The sequence below is a fragment of the Marinobacter vulgaris genome, from assembly GCF_003344045.1.
Classification (GTDB): domain Bacteria; phylum Pseudomonadota; class Gammaproteobacteria; order Pseudomonadales; family Oleiphilaceae; genus Marinobacter; species Marinobacter vulgaris.
The window spans coordinates 88736-105589 of the sequence record NZ_QFWX01000006.1 but is presented as its reverse complement, the minus strand read 5'-3'; the positions used below and the strand labels follow the sequence as shown (position 1 = coordinate 105589).

Sequence of the window (16854 nt, the reverse complement as noted above, 5' to 3'; positions counted from 1 at the left end):
CCGCTACTCGGAGTCCAGATAGATTGAGACCGTCATCCCTGCACTCAGATGTATATCCTCCGGCACCGAGTCCAGCACGATATCCACGGGAATCCGCTGGGCCAGCCGCACCCAGTTGAACGCCTGTTGCACCTCGGGAAGCATCTGGTCGTTGCTGGTGGTGTTGGTATCGGCAACCCCCCGGGCAATGCTGACAACGGTGCCTGTCAGTTTCCGGTCGCCACCCATCAGTGTGATCCGGGCAGGTTGTCCCACCTGCACCAACTGCAGTTTGGTCTCCTCAAAGTACCCGGTGACGTAGAACGAATCAGCTTTAACCTGAGACAACACCGCCTTTCCTTTATCGACGTAATTGCCCTGTCGCAGGTGGAGATTGTTGATGGTGCCATCTGCTGGCGCCACCACCTGAGTGCGCTGCAGATCAATCCGCGCCATTTCCAGCTCTGCCCTGGCAAGCTCATGGCCGGCCTTGGCAGACTCCATATCAATGCGGTAGGTTTCCAGATCTTCCTCGCTGGTGGCCCGGCTGTCAGAACTCCCTTGCTGGCTCTGGTACCTGTGCACGGCCAGCTCTAGCGCACTGTATTTCTCTGCGACCTTCGCCCTCGCCTCCGCAAATGCAGCCTGATAGCGGGTATCGTCGATGGTAAAAAGCGGATCGCCCTGGTTTACGACCTGGTTGTTCTGCACGTTCATCTGCGTGACCCAGCCGGAAACATCTGGCGCAATGGTGATGATATCGGCACGTATCCTGCCGTCCCGTGTCCATGGCGAATACAGGTAATGGTTCCAGACCCAGCTACCGGCAATCACCGCTATCGCGACCACCAGCAACGTAATACCGACACGCAGCAGCTTTCCCATGAGTTTTCCCTAGCTCCCGAACAGGTAAACAATGAGTGCCAGGTAGCACACGAACGCGGCAACATCGAACCATGCCTCTTTCCAGATGAAGCGGCGAAGGTCCAGGCGGTGCAACGCCAGCCGGGTCGCAGCACTCAGAAGAAACGCCAGCGGCGCCAGCACCAGTAATGGACTGAACAGCATTCCGCCAAAACCCAGTTCGTGAAGCATGCATCCCTTATCATTGTGTGATGACGTGATGGATAATCATGATCCAATTTGCATGAGAAAGACTACAATAAAAGCCTTGCGTATACTTGCCCTGAAAGACGACAAAGAACCAACTCCTGATTAGGCACGTTACCCATGACTGACGAAGATACCCTCAATGCCCTGAAAACCGCCTTCACTTTCATGCCCCAGCCGGTGGAGGTCAACCGCTTTGAATACGGTGATGATGCTGACCGAATCCTGGCCCAGGTGAATTTTGTGCGGGAAGTTCTGGTCAGCCACGGGATTGATCCGGAAGAAGTGGCCGGAGAAATCAACCCGGACACCTCACCCAATTCCTGCTACTGAGCACACTCCGCTCCCTGACTCAGGAGACCAGATGCCGTATCAATTTGAGGATCTCAAAAAGAGCTGCCATAGCGAATGGCGCGCCTACATCGAGCATAGCTTTGTAGCGCAGCTGGGCGACGGCTCGCTGGCCCCGGAGGCTTTCCAGCATTACCTCAAGCAGGATTACCTGTTCCTGATCCAGTTTGCCCGTGCGTTTGCTCTGGCCGCCTACAAAAGCCCGACCCTTTCCGATCTCCGCCAGGCAAAGGAAGGATTACAGGCAATCCTCGACGTGGAGCTGGACCTGCACATCAACTACTGCAAGGAATGGGGCATTTCAGAGCAGGAACTTGCCAATTTGCCTGAGGCCCGGGCCACCATCGCCTACACACGCTATGTGCTGGATGCGGGCAACCGCGGTGACCTGCTGGACCTGCACGTTGCACTCTCCCCCTGCATGGTGGGATACGGCGAAATCGCCAACTGGCTCAACAGTCGGGCGGTAACGAAACGGGGCGACAGCAATCCCTATGACGCCTGGATCGCTATGTACGAAAGCGACGAGTTCCAGCAAGCCATGCACGCGGAAATCCGCTGGCTGGACGACAGACTGGCCGATGTTTCCCCGGCCAGGTTCAGTGAGCTTACCCGGATATTCAGCGACGCTACCCGGCTCGAGATCGATTTCTGGGAAATGGGGCTGAAACAAAGCGACTGACGGGGAGGGGCCGCGCCCCCCGGGGCCTACCGGCCCCTCAGTCCTCGTCGCTGAACGCAGAGCGGTGAAATTCCGCGGCTTCATTGGCTTCCTTTACGCCCGCTTCGAGCAATTCCGGGACCTCACCGCCAGCAAGCACCTCCAGCACCGCATGGACACCTTGTGAGAGCGAGCTGAGGTTGTAGCCGCCCTCCAGCACCAGAGCGAGCCGGCCCTCACAATGCTGGTCGGCGATTTCCTGGACGATGCGGGTGATAACCTTGAAACCGTCGTAGGTGAGGTTCAGAGCCATGTCATTGCGGTGGGGATCGAAACCCGCGGAAACGAGAATCAGGTCAGGCTTGAAGTGGGCCGCGGCCGGCACGAGTATTTCCCGGAACACTTTTTCAAAGGCGATGTCGCCGGCCGACTCCGGAAGCGGGACATTGATGGTGTAGCCCTCGCCGAATCCGGCGCCCACTTCCTCCAGTGCGCCGGATCCCGGGTAAAAGGGCGCTGCACAATGAGTATCGAAAAACAGGACATCAGGGTCTGCCCAGAAAATATCCTGGGTTCCGTTACCGTGATGCGCATCCCAGTCGATGATCAAGACCCGCTCGCAGCCCAGTTTTGCCTGGGCATGGGCTGCCGCCACGGCTACGTTGTTCAGCAGGCAGAAGCCTCTTGCCCTGACCGGCTCGGCGTGATGACCGGGGGGCCGCACCAGGGCGAAGGCGCTCTGGCACTCGCCGTTGACCACGCTTTCCACTGCCGCAATGGCGTTTCCGGCGGCAGCCAGGGCGGCGTTCACGCTGTTGGGGGAGACCGCGGTGGTGTCCGAGTCTACCCAGGCGGCTTTCCCGAACAATGAGAGGAAGTGATCCAGGTAGGAGGTGGTATGCACCCGGGCAAGCTGGTTATAGGTAGCATTGCTCCCCTTCCTGAACTGGACCCCGGGCACGGGGTGCTGCTCCAGGTGCTTGATGATCGCGGACAGCCTTCCCGGGTGCTCCGGATAACTCCACTTGAAGTCCAGGCCCTGCAGAATGTGTCTGACGCGTTTTTCCACCCGACTGGGAACAAAAGGCAGATCCACCTTGGGGTCGTGGCCCAACATGACTTCATCATAAAAGACATTCACGTTTCGATCGCCTAGCACTCCGCTCTCCTTCTTACCTTTGGTCTCTTATACGGTACCAGTTAAACCCTTCCTGAGCTCGCAGAGCGGGAATTTGTTCGGGTGGCAACGGCCGGGACAAAAGAAAACCCTGCCCATAGGCGCAGTGATGTCCGTGCAGGAACGTCAGCTGCTCGCTCTTTTCTATGCCTTCAGCCACCTGTTCAAGCCCCAGCGCTTTGGCCATTTCGATAATGGTGCGGGTAATGGTAGCTCCGTCCTCGCTCGTCGGCAGGCCATCAATGAACGAGCGGTCAATTTTAAGGCTGCTCACCGGCACGCGGCGAAGATAGGACAACGACGAATATCCGGTTCCGAAATCATCGATGTTTATCTCAATGTTATGCGCCCTCAGCCGGGCCAGATTATGCTCCACGGCCTCATTGTCCTGAACCAGGGAGTGCTCGGTAATTTCAATGCGCAGCAGCTTTTCGGGAACCTGCGCAAATGCCAGCCGGCTGAGCAGTTCCTCCGAGAAAGTTGGCTGCACCAGTTCAGCAGGGGAGACATTCACTGCGACAGTAATATCCCAGCCAGGCGCTGAATACCAGGTCTGCAACTGCCGGCAGACTTCCTCGCGGACCCAGCGGCCAATCGGCAGAATCAGGCCACTTTGCTCTGCCAGAGGGATAAACTGCTCCGGAGAGACCTGGCCAAGCTCGGAGCAACGCCAGCGCAACAGTGCTTCAACACCTGTCATCTGTCCTGTACTCAAGGAAAAAATCGGCTGATAGAGCAAATAGAACTCGTCTCGCGCCAGCGCTCCCTTCAGACAGGATTCGATTTTGAAAATCTCGGCGAACGCTTCCGAGTAGGCAAGATCGAAATAATGCACCGGCTCGGCCATGCTCTCAGGACTTACCCGGATCGCCGCCGAAGCTTGCTCAATCAGCGCCTCGGGACTGCCACCATGGTCGGGAAACAGGCTTCCCCCGATCCGGACTTTCAGATAATGCTCTCGGCCCAGGCAGCGGTAGGGGCTATCCAGCGCCGCATGGATCTTATGGGTGACCTGTTTCCGCTGGCTTTCATCGTGTACCGGAAACACCAGTACCAGCTCATCCGCCTGCAGGCGCGCGACTGAGCCACCTTTGGGGCAGTTATTCCGCAGGCGATCAGCCAGTTGCTGCAGCAGTTTATTGCCCCCCTGGGTACCCAGGCTCTGGTTGATCAGGCGCAGTCCCGTCACATTGAACAGCAGCACGGCGACCTGAAGGGATTCTGTTGCAGCCAGCTCAAGCAGCTGGCCCAAGCGGTCCATCAGCAGCTGGCGGTTGGGCAACTCGGTCAGCGGATCGTAATAGGCCGAACGTTCAATGGAGCTCTTCAGGGCCAGCAAGTCCGCACCATGGGCAATTTCATTCTCCACCAGGTCGGCAAACTGGCGCAGTTGGCTACACTGCTCCTCGCTGAAGTGCCGGGGGTGGTGGTCCAGCACGCAGAGCGTGCCCAGTGGATTCCCCGCCGGGCCGTGCACGACTGCGCCCGCGTAAAACCGGATATAGGGCTCACCGATGACCAGCGGGTTACCGGCAAAGCGCGGGTCGTCCAGCGCATCGGGTACAACCATCAACGAATCCTGGTTGATGGCGTGGCCGCAGAAGGAGATATCGCGGGGGCACTCGGTCTGATTCCAGCCCAATCTGGACTTGAACCACTGCCGGTCGCGATCCAGCAGGGTAATCAACACGATGGGAAATCCGAACAGACTCGCCACCAGGCTGGTATAACGATCAAAACGCAACTCCGACGCCGTGTCCAGAAGCTGGAGCCCATAGAGCTCCTCCAGGCGTGCCTCTTCACCCGCGGTAACTTCCGGCGGTATATAAGCGTGCTGATTCATGGCTATCCAGAGCCTCCAAGCGAGTCCTTCGCTCAGTGTAGAATATAAGCCGACCAATATCAGACTGGATAAACAATGGAATTCACCTTCCTGGGCACCTCCGCCGGAACACCAACACGATCTCGCAACGTAAGCGGTCTGGCTCTTTGCCGCGCCGGCCCCAAACCCTGGTATCTGGTGGACTGCGGGGAAGGCACCCAGCACCAGCTGTTGCGCAGCCGCTACTCTCTCATGCAGTTGCGGGCCATCTTCATCACCCATATCCATGGCGACCATACCTTCGGCCTGCCGGGGCTGCTCACCAGCGCGTCGATGCTTGGCCGCACCGCGCCGCTCGCTATCATCGCGCCTGCCCAGGTTCAACGCTTTCTCAATTCAGCGATCGAAAACAGCGACTCAAGCCTCAATTACCCCCTGAACTTCATCGACTCCGAGGCCCGCGACTTTCACTGGCAGGACGAGCATTTCCAGGTGACCAGCGTGGCGCTGTCCCACCGCGTACCCTGCCGTGCTTATGTGTTCACCGAGCAAAACCTGGAGCGGCAGCTACTGCAGGACAGGCTGCGGGCAGAGGGCGTGGAACCCGGGCCCGAATGGGGCGAGTTGCAGAAAGGAAATGACGTTACCCTCCAGAACGGCCGCCTGCTCAGAAGTGACGATTACACTCACATTCCCCGCGCAGCTCGTCGCATGGTCGTAGCCGGCGACAACGACAGCCCGGAACTGCTGAACGATGTCTGTAGCACCAGCCATGTTCTGATCCACGAAGCCACCTACACCCAGGATGTGGCCGACAGGGTCGGCCCCTGGCCACAACACAGCTCGGCCCGACAGGTGGCCCGGTTCGCCCAACAGGCCCGAGTGCCCAACCTGGTGCTGACCCACTTCAGTTCCCGCTACCAGTCCGGTGCCGGGGGCGCACCCCATATCAACCAACTGGCGGCTGAAGCCATGCAGCATTACCGGGGCCAGTTGTTCCTGGCCCGGGATTTCGATAGCTACCGGCTGGAAAAGGACCTGTCACTGAGCTGCCTGACCGCCAGCCCGGCGGGCTCGTGAGCTGGTACCCATGAACCACCAACGCCACCTTGCCCTCGCAGGGTGTCAGCAACGGCATTACCGGCCATGACTTTCAATTAGCGGGCCGGTCGCCCACAATAACAAGGTAACTTACTTGCGAGTGAACACCCACACGATGCCATCGAACGTAAAAACCCGGGTCCTTTTCCATTCCAGACGCCTGAATATTTACCTGGTCCGTTACTCCCAGGGCCACAAGATCGTGCCCCACGTTGATATGGTCTCCGAAGGCCGGCTGTACAAATTCAACTGCGTGCTGATCAAGCCCGAAGCGGGCGGGCAATTCATCTGCGAGAAAAACATCTTCAACCTGTTCGGGCGGTTCATTCTGTTCCGGCCAGACCTTTACCAGCACCGGGTTTCGAAGATCGAGCGCGGCAGCCGATGGTTACTCAGTTTTGCGTTGATCCAGAACTGATACAGAGCTGCGTGCAGTTCGTACAACACTTTGCGATCCATCTATCAGGATCAACTTTCTTTAACGCAAAGGGACATGTATGAACAATTCCAAAGAAATGCTGGAATCTCCACTCTTTAAAACCGTGGCAGGCCTGGCTTTCGAGTCAGTGATGGTGACCGAAGCGACGGCCGACCATAAAAATTCGGTCATCGTCTATGTGAATCAGGCCTTCAGCAATCTGACCGGCTATTCAGCCGAGGAAGTACTGGGCAAGACGCCAGGCCTTCTTCAGGGGCCGGAGACCGAAAGTGGGGTAAAGGAACGGCTCGCTGACGATCTCAAGAACAACCGGACCTTCCACGGTACCACCATCAACTACCGCAAAGATGGCTCCGCTTTTACCATTGAATGGAAAATCGCGCCGGTAATGGATGGCGATACGGCCACGCATTATGTGGCGGTCCAGCGAGCCATTGATTAAGCCTGTTCGATGCCGGCGAATGGGCGATTCGCCGGCTAGCTCGCCCGGTGCGCCACGTACGCGGCGGTAAAAGCGGTTTCCTGAAAGGCTTTCAACCCGGTGTCAGCAAAAGCAATCGGCAGCGGGTGCCCTGACAACGTCGATTTGATCAGGGCTGGAGAGAGCAACCTCACCTCCAGCCCGATATCGTCGATCAGCTGAATGGCTGCCTCCAGCTTGAAGCTGATGGCGCCGCCGGCGAACTTGCCTTTCGGCATCCGCTCCTTGATGGCGATACTGTTTACTTCGTGATCAGCCATCAATGCAGCAAAAGCCGTCTGGAACTGTTTCAGATCCTCACGAGTATGATTTTTGTTCAGTGACAGCTTGCGTACCTTGCATTCCGGCAAGCTGAACTGTCCCCGATCCAGATTCAGTAAACACACCACCGCATCGCTGCCGGTCAGTTCAACTCCGCAGATAATCATGGCATTGCTCTCTTTGCGATCATTACCCTCAGCCACAGCATTTCTTGAACTTCAGGCCGCTGCCACAGCGACAAGGGTCATTGCGCGAGGGTGCCTTCGCCGTGGTAACGGTCAAGCCCTTGTTCTGGAGCGCGGTCAGTTCGGCAATGGATTCAACAGCGCCCTCGCGGGTATCCATTTTGATGTTCGCATGCAGCCCGGCCCTGGCTACCTGAGCCTTGATCTCCAGTTTGCGCGCCTCACTGGTAACCACCAGTGTTAGCGGGAACTTCTTGCTGCCACTCTTCTGGCTGGCGTTGGTCTGAAAGCCGCCATAAGCGGTGTGATGCTGGCGGGCGTCTTGCCGGCCTTTGAAGAAAAACTTGTCTGACATGCTGAAATCCTGGTGAATGGAGAGACGCCCGGGCTCTTCAGGAAATACTGGCGGCCACTGGGCCAGACCTTTTAGCATGCTTCCCGAATTGGTTATATAGGCATAAGTGGAAATTCATGCCGCAAAGAGTGAGTAACGTTCAATGAAAAAACCAATCCTTTATACCCTGGCCGCCATCGCAACCCTCATTGTTTTGGGCATTGGCTACCTTTGGCTGACCTTTGCCAGCCCCTATGGCTACAACCCCACCGGAGACCTGCCTGACATCGATGAAGACGCCACCTATTCGGTCTTCGTCTATGGCACCCTCACGGAGCCCTGGGTGCGCTGGCTGGTAATGGGGCGCGCCGGGGACGGTGAACCTGCCAAGCTACCCGGCTTCCGTAAGGAGGAGCTGGACATCAAACCGGTCGAAGGGGCCGTCACCGAAGGACAGGTAATTACAGTGAATGCCGAGGAACTCCGGGCCCTGGATCGCTACGAGCGCCTGGGTGTCCGCTACGAGCGGGTGCAGTTGACACTGCAGGATGGCGACCCGGCCTGGGTATATCGGCTGATGGAGCCGCTCGTGCAGGAGTTTTCAGAGGAGATGCCCGATTAACTCGGGATCCGCCCCGGTTTAATCGGTCAACCCCCTGCCAGCTTCGGATAGAGCGGCTCAACGATTGGCTTAAGTCCTTTGGCGTCATCTATGAACAGCTGCAGGTGCGGGAAAGGAATCTCGATACCGGCAGCGTCCAGCGCCGCTTTCATCTGCTCCAGAATATCCGCCATGATTCGCGGCTGAATATCCAGGTTGTCGGGGGTAATCCAGACTTTGACTTCCAGGTCCTGCGAGGAATCACCCAGGCTCTTGAGCATCACCCGCGGTTCCTTCCCCGGTCCCTGCAACACCTCCGGGTGGCCCAGTAAAACCGGCATAAGGACCTCCCTGGCAGCTTTCGCGGACTCCTTGTAGGCAATACCCACCGGAATGTTAAGGCGGGTCGCGCCTTCGGCACTGTAATTAATGATATCCGATGACGCCACGCTGTCGTTCGGGATCATTGCGAAAATATTATCCCGGGTGCGCAGCCAGGTGGTGCGCAGGGCGATCTTGACGACCTTGCCGTCCTGGCCGTTGATCGTTACCCAGTCACCAATGTGGAAGGGGCGCTCAATCAGCAGGGTAATGCCTGCAATGAAGTTTGAAAGGGTGGATTGCGCCGCAAAACCGACCGCAATACCGACGATGCCCAGACCTGCAATAATGGAGATTACATCAAACCCGAACTGGGCCAGTACTGTCACCAGAGCCAGGGTGCCGGCAAATACTGAAAACAGGTTTTCGACCAGCTGGCGGATAGAGGGATCCAGCCGGTAGCGAGTCACCGCCTCCTTCATCAACCGCCCGACAATCATCCAGGCGATAAAAAATCCCAGGACCATCAAGCCCGCCCGAGCCATGGCCTTGAGGAACTCGGGGGAGGCCCCGAACTGGGCCAGGATCACCAGCAACGCGCCCAGCCCGGCCAGGTAGCGGACGCCGCTGCGAACCTGTGAGAACAATGGTTGTTGCGCCCGCTGTTTGCCTATCACCAGGCGGATCGCGCCAATCACCAGCAGATAGGCTGTGACAAATAACGCGAGGTAGAAAATGGAGATAAGCAGTTGGCTCAATAACTGAGCCGCGAACTCTCCCCACTCCACATTTTCGCCGGTCAGAGCCTGGAGAGCCGCGCCCAGGTTTTGCCTCAGCTGTTCTGCCACCGCCGCGGAGAATGATTCAGCCATCGGCTCGCTCCGCCTTATCTTGTGGCGACATGGTTACGATCCCTTAAGATGCATGACTGCGTAGAATCGCCCAATCGCCCCGGGAAATCTACTTGTCCAAGCCAAACTTCTCGTGTTCCCCGAGGTCTGGCTGCTCGCCTTTCATCTTGGCTTTGGCCGTTTTGACACTTTTCAGCATTTTGCTGCTGTCGCTGTTCCAGTGTTCTCCTTTCACGACCTTGATTTCTATCATACCCACATTGGGCGCATCTTTGCCGTCAGGGAACCAGGCCGCAACGAACGGATTCCAGTATTTGTCGATCAACGTCTTGTCCTGAATGGCCCGGCCGACACCGGTGAGCGACACATATACATGGTCGTCCGGGTCAGCGAAAGAGATACAGACATCGTTATCGCTTTCCAGTTCGAATACTTTTTCCGACTCCAGGTCGGTGTAAAACCACAGAACGCCGTCGTATTCATCCTGCACCAGAACCATGGGCCGCGACCGCAGCTCTTCGCCGTGGCGGGTTGTCATCATCCCGGTCTTGATATCTTTGATGAGACTCCAGATTTTCTGCTTGTGCTCTGGGCTGGACATATATCTGCTCCTTTTTTTCAACTGTAAAAACCTGCTTGCAATCAAGCATATCAAAGGCATTGAAGTTTGCCATGCATCAGGGGCTACGACCAAAAACATGGATTGGTTTTCCAGGGAAGAATCAGAACGTAAATCTCTGCTGATTTTTTACCGCTGTTTCCAGGTGCCATCCGGCTGACATACGAGCGGTCCGATAACCGTGCCGGTTGGATAGGAGCGGCCGTTATAGACACAATTCGCCAGCGTCGCGGACGCAAAAAAGAAGCCAGCCAACAATACAGTTACTCGCATTTTTACAAGTACGCTCATTTTTCACCTCCCACCCCTGTTAACACCATTGAAACGACCTCCTCCCGACCGATGACCATTTTTACCTGGTAGCCAAGGGGGACTATGTAAGCCACCGCCAACTGAAGCCGCTCCTGCCCGACACTCCCGTAAAGTGCCTCGGCAGTGTTGGCATTGATCATGATAACTTCGGTGGCGTCCGGGTCAGGAAGCTGGGCGCAGTGAAAGGGTCTCTCAGCGAACACAGACACCATTCTTTGTGTCTGCTCGCCATTGATCAGAAGCAGGTCGTGACCGATGAACTTGTGCCTTCGTGGCGAGCAGACGGCGGCCGAATTATCAGAAAGTTGTGAGTCAGGCACAAACGTGACGCGAACAGGTATGCCAACCTGCTGGAAAATACCCTCCTGCTGGTTGGCGGCTTCCCTGAGTCGCACGGCGGCCGGAGAGTCGCGGTCCAGTCCGATTATTTCAAGGGCGGCGCTGAGGCTATGGATGTTTCGATAGGTATGGAACTGATGATCAAACGGCCCTGCACCATCCACCAGCAGGTCAATGATCTCTTTGGAAACCTCATCTTGTGGCGAAAGCCTGCGTAAGTAATCCACAAACTCGACACTCTGAACGCTGTAAAGACCGTATCGCTCCCGCAGCATCGCCCGGACGATGTCGGCCTGATCTTCGTCTGCCATCACATTGTCGAAGAGGCTGGACAGCTCATACTCACGGCCGCTGAAATCAAGAACGATTGAGTTCCCGCCTTTGGTCTCCACCTTGAACAGGCCCGGGCCGGAACTACTGAGCATCATATAGGTGAAAAAAGCGGCGAATAAAAGCACCGCCACAATGACAAGGTTAGTATGGAGCTTTATGCCTTCACTCATGGCTACAAACCCTCCTTCCAGCATCCGGCTGAACATTCGGAGGATTCCCTGACGGCAAGAGCGTCATTGTAAAGACACGGGGCTCTAACAAAGGAATCAAAAGCATCCCACCCAGGTCACGCTAATCGTTCCTTTCAGGCTGCAGTGCGCTGATGGGCATCATCTTTCACATTAGTCCACCCCCTGATGAAGTCAAACAGGAGGGTCGAAATCAATGGCACTACAGAAAGGATTACCAAAATAAAGCGATTTAGTGGTCTATCCTTGAGTGAAATTCTCCGCAGTTTCCCAGGCTGCCAGCCAATCATCAGGAGGACGCTGATGACATTACCCTCGCCTTTGACCCCGGAACAGGTCTATCGCCGCTGCCCAATCGATCAGCTGGATTTCGAAACCACCGACTCGCTGGAGGATCTGGAGCTGCCCTGTGGCCAGGAGCGTATGCTTCGGGCCCTCGAGTTCGGGGCCAGTATGAAGGCAGACGGGTTCAACCTGTTTGTCCTGGGGCCCGCTGGCGCCGGCAAGCACGAACTGGTCGAGCGCTTCCTGGCCAATTATACCGAACGGCAACCTGTGCCCTCGGATTGGTGCCATGTTCACAACTTTGAGTTTCCTGACCGGCCCAGGGCCCTTCGCCTCGCCGCCGGCGAAGGGCGACAATTCAAGAAAGATATGAACGATCTCGCGGCGGAGCTGCGTACAGCGATTCCGGCGACCTTCGAAAGCGAGGAGTATCAGGCCCGCCTGCAGGAGTTGCAGGAGGAAATGACAAAGCGCCAGCATCAGGGCTTGTTTGAAATCCAGAAAGAGGCCAACGCCAACAATATCGCCATGATAACGACGCCTGCGGGCTTCACCTTTGCTCCCATGCGCAATGGCGAAGTTGTTGATCCGGAGGACTACAAAAAGTTCTCTGACGAGGAAAAGGCGCTCGTCGAATCCAAGATAGAGGAACTCCAGAAGAAACTGCAGCAGACCATTCAACAATTCCCACGCCTGGGCAAGGAAGCCCGGGAGCGGATTCACGCCCTGAATGAAGAAATGGTTCAGCTCACGCTTGGCGGCCCGATCGGCGAGCTTCGCGAAAAATGGCGGCACAATCCCGCCGTTGTCGACTACCTTGATGCCATACGTGAAGATGTGGTGGAACACGCAGAAGCGTTCCAGGACGGCGAGAACGGTCCGCCCAGTGGCTTGCTGGCGCGGTACAAAGTCAACCTGCTGGTGGATAATGCAGAGACAACCGGTGCGCCGGTCATCTACGAGGACCTGCCGAATCATCAGCACCTGGCGGGCCAGATTGAGCACCGGGCCCGCCAGGGCACCCTTTATACCGATTTTACCCTGATCAAGGGTGGCTCCGTTCACCGGGCCAACGGTGGCTATCTGATCATCGACGCCGGCCGGATACTGGGCCAGCCGATGGCCTGGGAGAGCCTAAAACGCATTCTGTTCTCCGGCGAGATCCGGATCGAGTCCCTGGAGCGTCTCTACGGATTGGCCAGCACCATAAGCCTGCAGCCAGAACCCATTCCGGTATCGGTTAAAGTCGTATTATTGGGCGATCGCATGCTGTATTACCTGCTGGCCCACTACGATCCTGATTTCCTGGATCTTTTCAAAGTCGAAGCGGACTTTGAGGACGATCTCAACCGGGACGACGATAGCTACGGGCTCTATGCGCGCATGATTGCCACCATGGCACGGCAGCTGAAATGCCGCCCGCTTTCCCGGGAGGCAGTGGCAAGGCTGATAGAACAGGCAAGCCGCCTGGCGGCGGATCAGCGCAAGCTGACGGCACACGACCGGGCGCTTCGGGACCTCATCAGTGAGGCTGACCATTGGGCCGATCGGGCAGGTATCGTCGCCATCGAGGCGGATCACATGCAACAGGCGATTGACGAGCGTGAATTCCGCGCCAGCCGCATTCGCGACCGCAGTCGGGAGCAGATTACCCGCGGCATCGTCATGATTGCCACTGAAGGCGAGACCGTGGGCCAGGTGAACGGACTATCGGTGCTCAGACTCGGCGCCTCCATGTTTGGCCAGCCTACCCGGATCACCGCCACCGCCCGGCCGGGCAAAGCGCAGGTGGTGGATATTGAACGGGAAGCCAAGCTCGGCGGCCCGATTCACAGCAAGGCCGTGATGATTCTTTCACGCTTTCTGGCGAGCCAATATGCAGGGGATGGCGAACTGTCCCTGTCGGCAAGCCTGGCGTTCGAGCAGTCTTACGGGGGTGTAGAGGGCGATTCTGCATCCGTCGCAGAGACCTGTGTTCTGCTGTCTGCGATCAGCCGCCTGCCGTTGCGCCAGAGCATTGCCGTCACCGGTTCTATGAACCAGCACGGCGAGGTCCAGGCCGTGGGCGGCGTCAACGAAAAGATCGAGGGTTTTTTTGATACCTGTCGCGAGGCCGGGAAGGTTCACGGCCAGGGCGTGATCTTGCCCGCCAGCAATGTCGAGCATCTCATGCTCAACCAGGCGGTCCGCAAGGCCATTACCGATGGCGATTTCAGCATCTACCCGGTCTCCCAAATCAATCAGGCAATTGAAATTTTGACGGGCATGGAAGCCGGCGAACCCGATGAGAACGGCGAGTTTCCCGAGGCGTCCTTCAACCGGGTAGTCGCCAACCGCCTGTCCCGGTTTGCCGAGGTCAGCAAAAAACCGGAAGACGGCGAGGGAGGCAGTGACAGCAGTGGAGGCGCAGATCGTGACTAATACGCAAGAGCCTGAGGATCAGGCTGCAACGCGTGGGCGGGTTCTGGTGCTTATCGACGGTTCACGGATGAGCTATGCGGCCCTGGAAGCCGCCGCCGACATAGCCGGGAAACGAGGTGCTGACATCCTCGGGGTGTTTGTCGAGGAGTTGAACCTGGTACGCAGCGCCGGATACGGTTTCTCCCGCGAGGTCGGCTCGGCCTCCGGCATCAGCCGGCCATTCGACCCCGGCATTCTGGAGCAGCGCATGCGGCGGCTGGCGGACCATGCCCGCGCGGCACTTGCCGGCGCCGTCAAGCGGCGCGGAGGCAAGGCAGCCCTGAGTGTTGCCCGCGGTCATGTGATTGAGGAGGTCTTGGCCCTGGCGGGGCCGGATGATCTTTTGGTACTCGGCCGTGCTGGCTGGTCTTCCACGGCCGGCGCCCGGCTGGGCTCCACTGCCCAGGGGCTGATTCGACAGTCACCCGGGCAGGTGCTGCTGTGGTGCGAACAGAAGCTCCCCTACCCGAACCGGGTGGTTGTTTTCCTCAATGATCATGACGGGGCCAATCACCGGGCAGCGCTGACAGCTGCCGAGATCTCCCGGCACTATCACCAGCCGGTGACGATTATTCTGGGCACTGACGGCGAGCCAACTGCCAGTCGGCTCGATGCCATCAGGCAGGATCTTGATGTGCTCGGCGCTGGCACCCGGTTGCGAGTCATGCCTGATACTGATCCGATAACAGTCGCCCGGACGCTCCGGGAAGAACGTGCTTCGCGACTGGTGATCAGTCGCGAGTGTGCACTCTTTACCGCACCCGGTGCGGAACAGCTGCTGGCAGCGTTGAGCCTGCCCATTACCATCACCCCCTGACAAACAAAGGCTGTACACAATGTTTGGAATCGCCTGGTTCGCAATGATGTGGTTCGGACTGATCATGGTCGCTCTGATTGCCGCCGTGATGGTCCTGCTGCGCCGGCATCACGATGCCGGGGATGACCACGAAGCACCCCCCCGCGAGCAGCAGAGCGAGGCGCGCCAGGAGGTCATCGAAAGGGTCAAGGGTATGCATACCGCGGCTGAAGGCCTCCATGGCCGCGCCCGCGTGAAGGCGTTGCGGAACTACATGGATAGCATGAGCGATGATCTGGAACCGGTCTCGGAAATTCGCGCCCCCGGCAGCGGCCCCCCCAGGGGGGAATGGGTGATTGCGCCAGAGGCAGAACCCGAGCGTCGCATTCTCTATATTCATGGCGGCTCCTGGGTCGCCGGCAGCCCCAAAAGCCATCGCGCCATTACCGACCGGTTGTCACAGCTGGCCCACGCCTGCGTATTTGCCGTTGATTACCGGCTGATGCCGGAAAACCGCTACCTGGACGGCGTCATCGACTGTCGGCAGGCCTATCGCTGGCTGCTGGAGAACGGCCCGGACGGAGAAGCTACAGCGGATTTCCTGGTGGTCGCAGGAGACTCCGCTGGTGGCAGCCATGCCCTGGGACTGCTCGCCTGGATACGGGACCAGGGTCTGCAGGCACCAACCGCTGCGATTGCCCTGTCACCCTCCACAGAACTGATGGTGACGTCACTGGGCAAACGTGCCAATCTGAAAAGCGATGTCATGCTGGGGCCAACCGTAAAAAAGCTGGCCCGTATACCATCGCCGCTTTTGTGGTGGGGAACTGTTCTGGGCATGCGGGTATTGCCCACGAACCCGATTGCATCGCCCCTGCGCGGGAAGTTACACGGGCTGCCGCCGACGCTGATTCACGTCAGCGAATCGGAAATTCTACTGGAGAACGCCCAGCGCTACGCAGAGAAAGCGCGAGCTGCGGGCTCACCGGTGGAGTTGGAAACCTGGCCGGACATGGTTCATGTATGGCACCTGTTTACACCCCTGTTACCGGAGGCGGAAGAAGCGTTCGAGCATATCGGAGAGTTTCTGTCGCGGGTGGAAGCGGGTTCGGCGTAAAGGCATCAACTCAGCAGGCATTCTTTGGCTTCATTGATACGGGCCGCCAGATAGTTACTCCCACCACGGTCCGGGTGCACTTTCTGCATCATCCGGCGATGCGCCTGGATAATTTCTTCCCGGCTGGCACCGGGCGCCAGCCCGAGTATATCGAGGGCTTCGTTCTCGGTCAGAGGGCCGCCGGCGTTACCGGAGCTGTCCCCGCCAGCAGCTTCCTCGCCGCCAGCACCTGCCTGGTCGTCAGCACGCCAGGAGTCCCCAAACCGGCGGTCGAGGTAAGTTTCCAGCAGGCGGGCGGAGTCTTCGTCGTTGGCACGGCAGTATTGCAACAGCTCGATAAATTCGCTCTCTTCAAGATCCGCCAGCGACCGGCCGGCCATGGGGCCTTTCAGGATCTCGCCGCTCATGGTTCCGGAGTCATGGTCCAGGGTCATATCCAGAATATCACTGGAAACCCGGGACTGGTTGCCGGTCCTGGCCTCCCCTCTTCCCGCTCCCGCCATGCCTCCCGTCAATACAGAGGGCAGTATCCGGCGCAACAGCGGGAAAAGGAACGCCAACAGTGCAAACAGAAAATGCAGCCGACCGGTAACGGCCAACAGGACTACCATCGCGATCCCGGCAATCAACACCAGCTTGAGAATGGCCGGTTTGCGCTGGCTCGCCGGCTGGCTGCGCAGCCAGACCCACGCAACAACCGTCAATACGATAACCAATAACGTTAATGGCAC

At 58.0% G+C, this 16854-nt stretch carries 20 protein-coding genes; 9 read left to right on the top strand and 11 right to left on the bottom strand.

What is annotated here, in order from left to right:
* Window positions 1-3: 3 nt before the first annotated feature.
* On the bottom strand, window positions 4-864 hold the full coding sequence (locus DIT71_RS13890; protein ID WP_114613825.1) for an efflux RND transporter periplasmic adaptor subunit: 861 nt from the start codon (window positions 862-864) through the stop codon (window positions 4-6).
* Between the two features lie 9 nt (window positions 865-873).
* Window positions 874-1074 (bottom strand): DUF1656 domain-containing protein, encoded by a 201-nt coding sequence (locus DIT71_RS13885; RefSeq protein WP_114613824.1) that lies wholly within the window; start codon window positions 1072-1074, stop codon window positions 874-876.
* A gap of 135 nt (window positions 1075-1209) precedes the next feature.
* Between DIT71_RS13885 and DIT71_RS13880 the strand changes: the two genes are divergently transcribed.
* Window positions 1210-1422 carry a penicillin-binding protein gene (locus DIT71_RS13880; RefSeq protein WP_114613823.1) on the top strand — a complete coding sequence of 71 codons (213 nt, stop codon included), beginning with the start codon at window positions 1210-1212 and terminating at the stop codon, window positions 1420-1422.
* Between the two features lie 31 nt (window positions 1423-1453).
* On the top strand, window positions 1454-2122 hold the full coding sequence (tenA, locus tag DIT71_RS13875) for a thiaminase II (protein WP_114613822.1): 669 nt from the start codon (window positions 1454-1456) through the stop codon (window positions 2120-2122).
* A 37-nt stretch (window positions 2123-2159) separates the two neighbouring features.
* On the opposite strand, the gene DIT71_RS13870 is transcribed toward tenA, so the two are convergent.
* A complete protein-coding gene (locus DIT71_RS13870) occupies window positions 2160-3260 on the bottom strand; it encodes a histone deacetylase family protein (protein ID WP_199491020.1) in 1101 nt (366 codons plus the stop codon).
* A 13-nt stretch (window positions 3261-3273) separates the two neighbouring features.
* On the bottom strand, window positions 3274-5121 hold the full coding sequence (locus tag DIT71_RS13865; protein WP_114613821.1) for a sensor domain-containing phosphodiesterase: 1848 nt from the start codon (window positions 5119-5121) through the stop codon (window positions 3274-3276).
* 75 nt (window positions 5122-5196) lie between these two features.
* On the opposite strand from DIT71_RS13865, the gene DIT71_RS13860 reads away from it, so the two are divergent.
* The 3 genes from DIT71_RS13860 (at window position 5197) to DIT71_RS13850 (ending at window position 7082) form a co-directional block, all read left to right on the top strand.
* Window positions 5197-6180, top strand: coding sequence for a ribonuclease Z (locus DIT71_RS13860; RefSeq protein WP_114613820.1), 984 nt, complete (start codon window positions 5197-5199; stop codon window positions 6178-6180).
* A gap of 136 nt (window positions 6181-6316) precedes the next feature.
* On the top strand, window positions 6317-6619 hold the full coding sequence (locus DIT71_RS13855; protein WP_114613819.1) for a 2OG-Fe(II) oxygenase: 303 nt from the start codon (window positions 6317-6319) through the stop codon (window positions 6617-6619).
* A gap of 79 nt (window positions 6620-6698) precedes the next feature.
* Window positions 6699-7082, top strand: a complete 384-nt coding sequence (locus DIT71_RS13850) for a PAS domain-containing protein (RefSeq protein WP_114613818.1) — start codon at window positions 6699-6701, stop codon at window positions 7080-7082.
* Between the two features lie 35 nt (window positions 7083-7117).
* Here DIT71_RS13850 and DIT71_RS13845 read toward each other — a convergent pair whose 3' ends face one another.
* The gene (locus tag DIT71_RS13845) at window positions 7118-7549 is read right to left on the bottom strand and encodes a DUF3010 family protein (RefSeq protein ID WP_114614071.1); all 432 of its coding nucleotides are present in this window, start codon (window positions 7547-7549) and stop codon (window positions 7118-7120) included.
* A 28-nt stretch (window positions 7550-7577) separates the two neighbouring features.
* A complete protein-coding gene (locus DIT71_RS13840) occupies window positions 7578-7922 on the bottom strand; it encodes a PBPRA1643 family SWIM/SEC-C metal-binding motif protein (protein ID WP_114614070.1) in 345 nt (114 codons plus the stop codon).
* Between the two features lie 142 nt (window positions 7923-8064).
* On the opposite strand from DIT71_RS13840, the gene DIT71_RS13835 reads away from it, so the two are divergent.
* Window positions 8065-8523 (top strand): gamma-glutamylcyclotransferase family protein, encoded by a 459-nt coding sequence (locus DIT71_RS13835; protein WP_114613817.1) that lies wholly within the window; start codon window positions 8065-8067, stop codon window positions 8521-8523.
* Window positions 8524-8549: 26 nt separating this feature from the next.
* Here DIT71_RS13835 and DIT71_RS13830 read toward each other — a convergent pair whose 3' ends face one another.
* The 4 genes from DIT71_RS13830 to DIT71_RS13820 form a co-directional block, all read right to left on the bottom strand.
* On the bottom strand, window positions 8550-9695 hold the full coding sequence (locus DIT71_RS13830) for a mechanosensitive ion channel family protein (RefSeq protein ID WP_114613816.1): 1146 nt from the start codon (window positions 9693-9695) through the stop codon (window positions 8550-8552).
* A gap of 88 nt (window positions 9696-9783) precedes the next feature.
* Window positions 9784-10275, bottom strand: a complete 492-nt coding sequence (locus DIT71_RS13825) for a pyridoxamine 5'-phosphate oxidase family protein (protein WP_114613815.1) — start codon at window positions 10273-10275, stop codon at window positions 9784-9786.
* 147 nt (window positions 10276-10422) lie between these two features.
* The gene (locus DIT71_RS18235; protein WP_167507465.1) at window positions 10423-10584 is read right to left on the bottom strand and encodes a hypothetical protein; all 162 of its coding nucleotides are present in this window, start codon (window positions 10582-10584) and stop codon (window positions 10423-10425) included.
* Window positions 10581-11447, bottom strand: coding sequence for a hypothetical protein (locus DIT71_RS13820; RefSeq protein ID WP_144114498.1), 867 nt, complete (start codon window positions 11445-11447; stop codon window positions 10581-10583). The genes DIT71_RS18235 and DIT71_RS13820 overlap by 4 nt, the downstream gene beginning before the upstream one ends.
* 321 nt (window positions 11448-11768) lie before the next feature.
* Between DIT71_RS13820 and DIT71_RS13815 the strand changes: the two genes are divergently transcribed.
* The 3 genes from DIT71_RS13815 to DIT71_RS13805 are packed head-to-tail and all read left to right on the top strand — an operon-like array spanning window position 11769 to window position 16123.
* Window positions 11769-14171 (top strand): ATP-binding protein, encoded by a 2403-nt coding sequence (locus DIT71_RS13815; RefSeq protein ID WP_114613813.1) that lies wholly within the window; start codon window positions 11769-11771, stop codon window positions 14169-14171.
* Window positions 14164-15027, top strand: coding sequence for a universal stress protein (locus DIT71_RS13810; protein ID WP_227538132.1), 864 nt, complete (start codon window positions 14164-14166; stop codon window positions 15025-15027). Before DIT71_RS13815 ends, DIT71_RS13810 begins: the two co-directional genes overlap by 8 nt.
* A 19-nt stretch (window positions 15028-15046) precedes the next feature.
* Window positions 15047-16123 (top strand): alpha/beta hydrolase, encoded by a 1077-nt coding sequence (locus tag DIT71_RS13805; RefSeq protein WP_227538131.1) that lies wholly within the window; start codon window positions 15047-15049, stop codon window positions 16121-16123.
* Window positions 16124-16128: 5 nt separating this feature from the next.
* On the opposite strand, the gene DIT71_RS13800 is transcribed toward DIT71_RS13805, so the two are convergent.
* A complete protein-coding gene (locus DIT71_RS13800; protein WP_114613812.1) occupies window positions 16129-16854 on the bottom strand; it encodes a DnaJ domain-containing protein in 726 nt (241 codons plus the stop codon).

Coding starts and splice junctions, on each gene's coding strand:
- DIT71_RS13830 (WP_114613816.1), bottom strand. CDS start 9,695: ATGGCTGAATCATTCTCCGCGGCGGTGGCAGAACAGCTGAGGCAAAAC.
- DIT71_RS13835 (WP_114613817.1), top strand. CDS start 8,065: ATGAAAAAACCAATCCTTTATACCCTGGCCGCCATCGCAACCCTCATT.
- DIT71_RS13890 (WP_114613825.1), bottom strand. CDS start 864: ATGGGAAAGCTGCTGCGTGTCGGTATTACGTTGCTGGTGGTCGCGATA.
- DIT71_RS13840 (WP_114614070.1), bottom strand. CDS start 7,922: ATGTCAGACAAGTTTTTCTTCAAAGGCCGGCAAGACGCCCGCCAGCAT.
- DIT71_RS13860 (WP_114613820.1), top strand. CDS start 5,197: ATGGAATTCACCTTCCTGGGCACCTCCGCCGGAACACCAACACGATCT.
- DIT71_RS13885 (WP_114613824.1), bottom strand. CDS start 1,074: ATGCTTCACGAACTGGGTTTTGGCGGAATGCTGTTCAGTCCATTACTG.
- DIT71_RS13820 (WP_144114498.1), bottom strand. CDS start 11,447: ATGAGTGAAGGCATAAAGCTCCATACTAACCTTGTCATTGTGGCGGTG.
- DIT71_RS13880 (WP_114613823.1), top strand. CDS start 1,210: ATGACTGACGAAGATACCCTCAATGCCCTGAAAACCGCCTTCACTTTC.
- DIT71_RS13850 (WP_114613818.1), top strand. CDS start 6,699: ATGAACAATTCCAAAGAAATGCTGGAATCTCCACTCTTTAAAACCGTG.
- DIT71_RS18235 (WP_167507465.1), bottom strand. CDS start 10,584: ATGAGCGTACTTGTAAAAATGCGAGTAACTGTATTGTTGGCTGGCTTC.
- tenA (WP_114613822.1), top strand. CDS start 1,454: ATGCCGTATCAATTTGAGGATCTCAAAAAGAGCTGCCATAGCGAATGG.
- DIT71_RS13815 (WP_114613813.1), top strand. CDS start 11,769: ATGACATTACCCTCGCCTTTGACCCCGGAACAGGTCTATCGCCGCTGC.
- DIT71_RS13805 (WP_227538131.1), top strand. CDS start 15,047: ATGTTTGGAATCGCCTGGTTCGCAATGATGTGGTTCGGACTGATCATG.
- DIT71_RS13855 (WP_114613819.1), top strand. CDS start 6,317: ATGCCATCGAACGTAAAAACCCGGGTCCTTTTCCATTCCAGACGCCTG.
- DIT71_RS13825 (WP_114613815.1), bottom strand. CDS start 10,275: ATGTCCAGCCCAGAGCACAAGCAGAAAATCTGGAGTCTCATCAAAGAT.
- DIT71_RS13845 (WP_114614071.1), bottom strand. CDS start 7,549: ATGATTATCTGCGGAGTTGAACTGACCGGCAGCGATGCGGTGGTGTGT.
- DIT71_RS13865 (WP_114613821.1), bottom strand. CDS start 5,121: ATGAATCAGCACGCTTATATACCGCCGGAAGTTACCGCGGGTGAAGAG.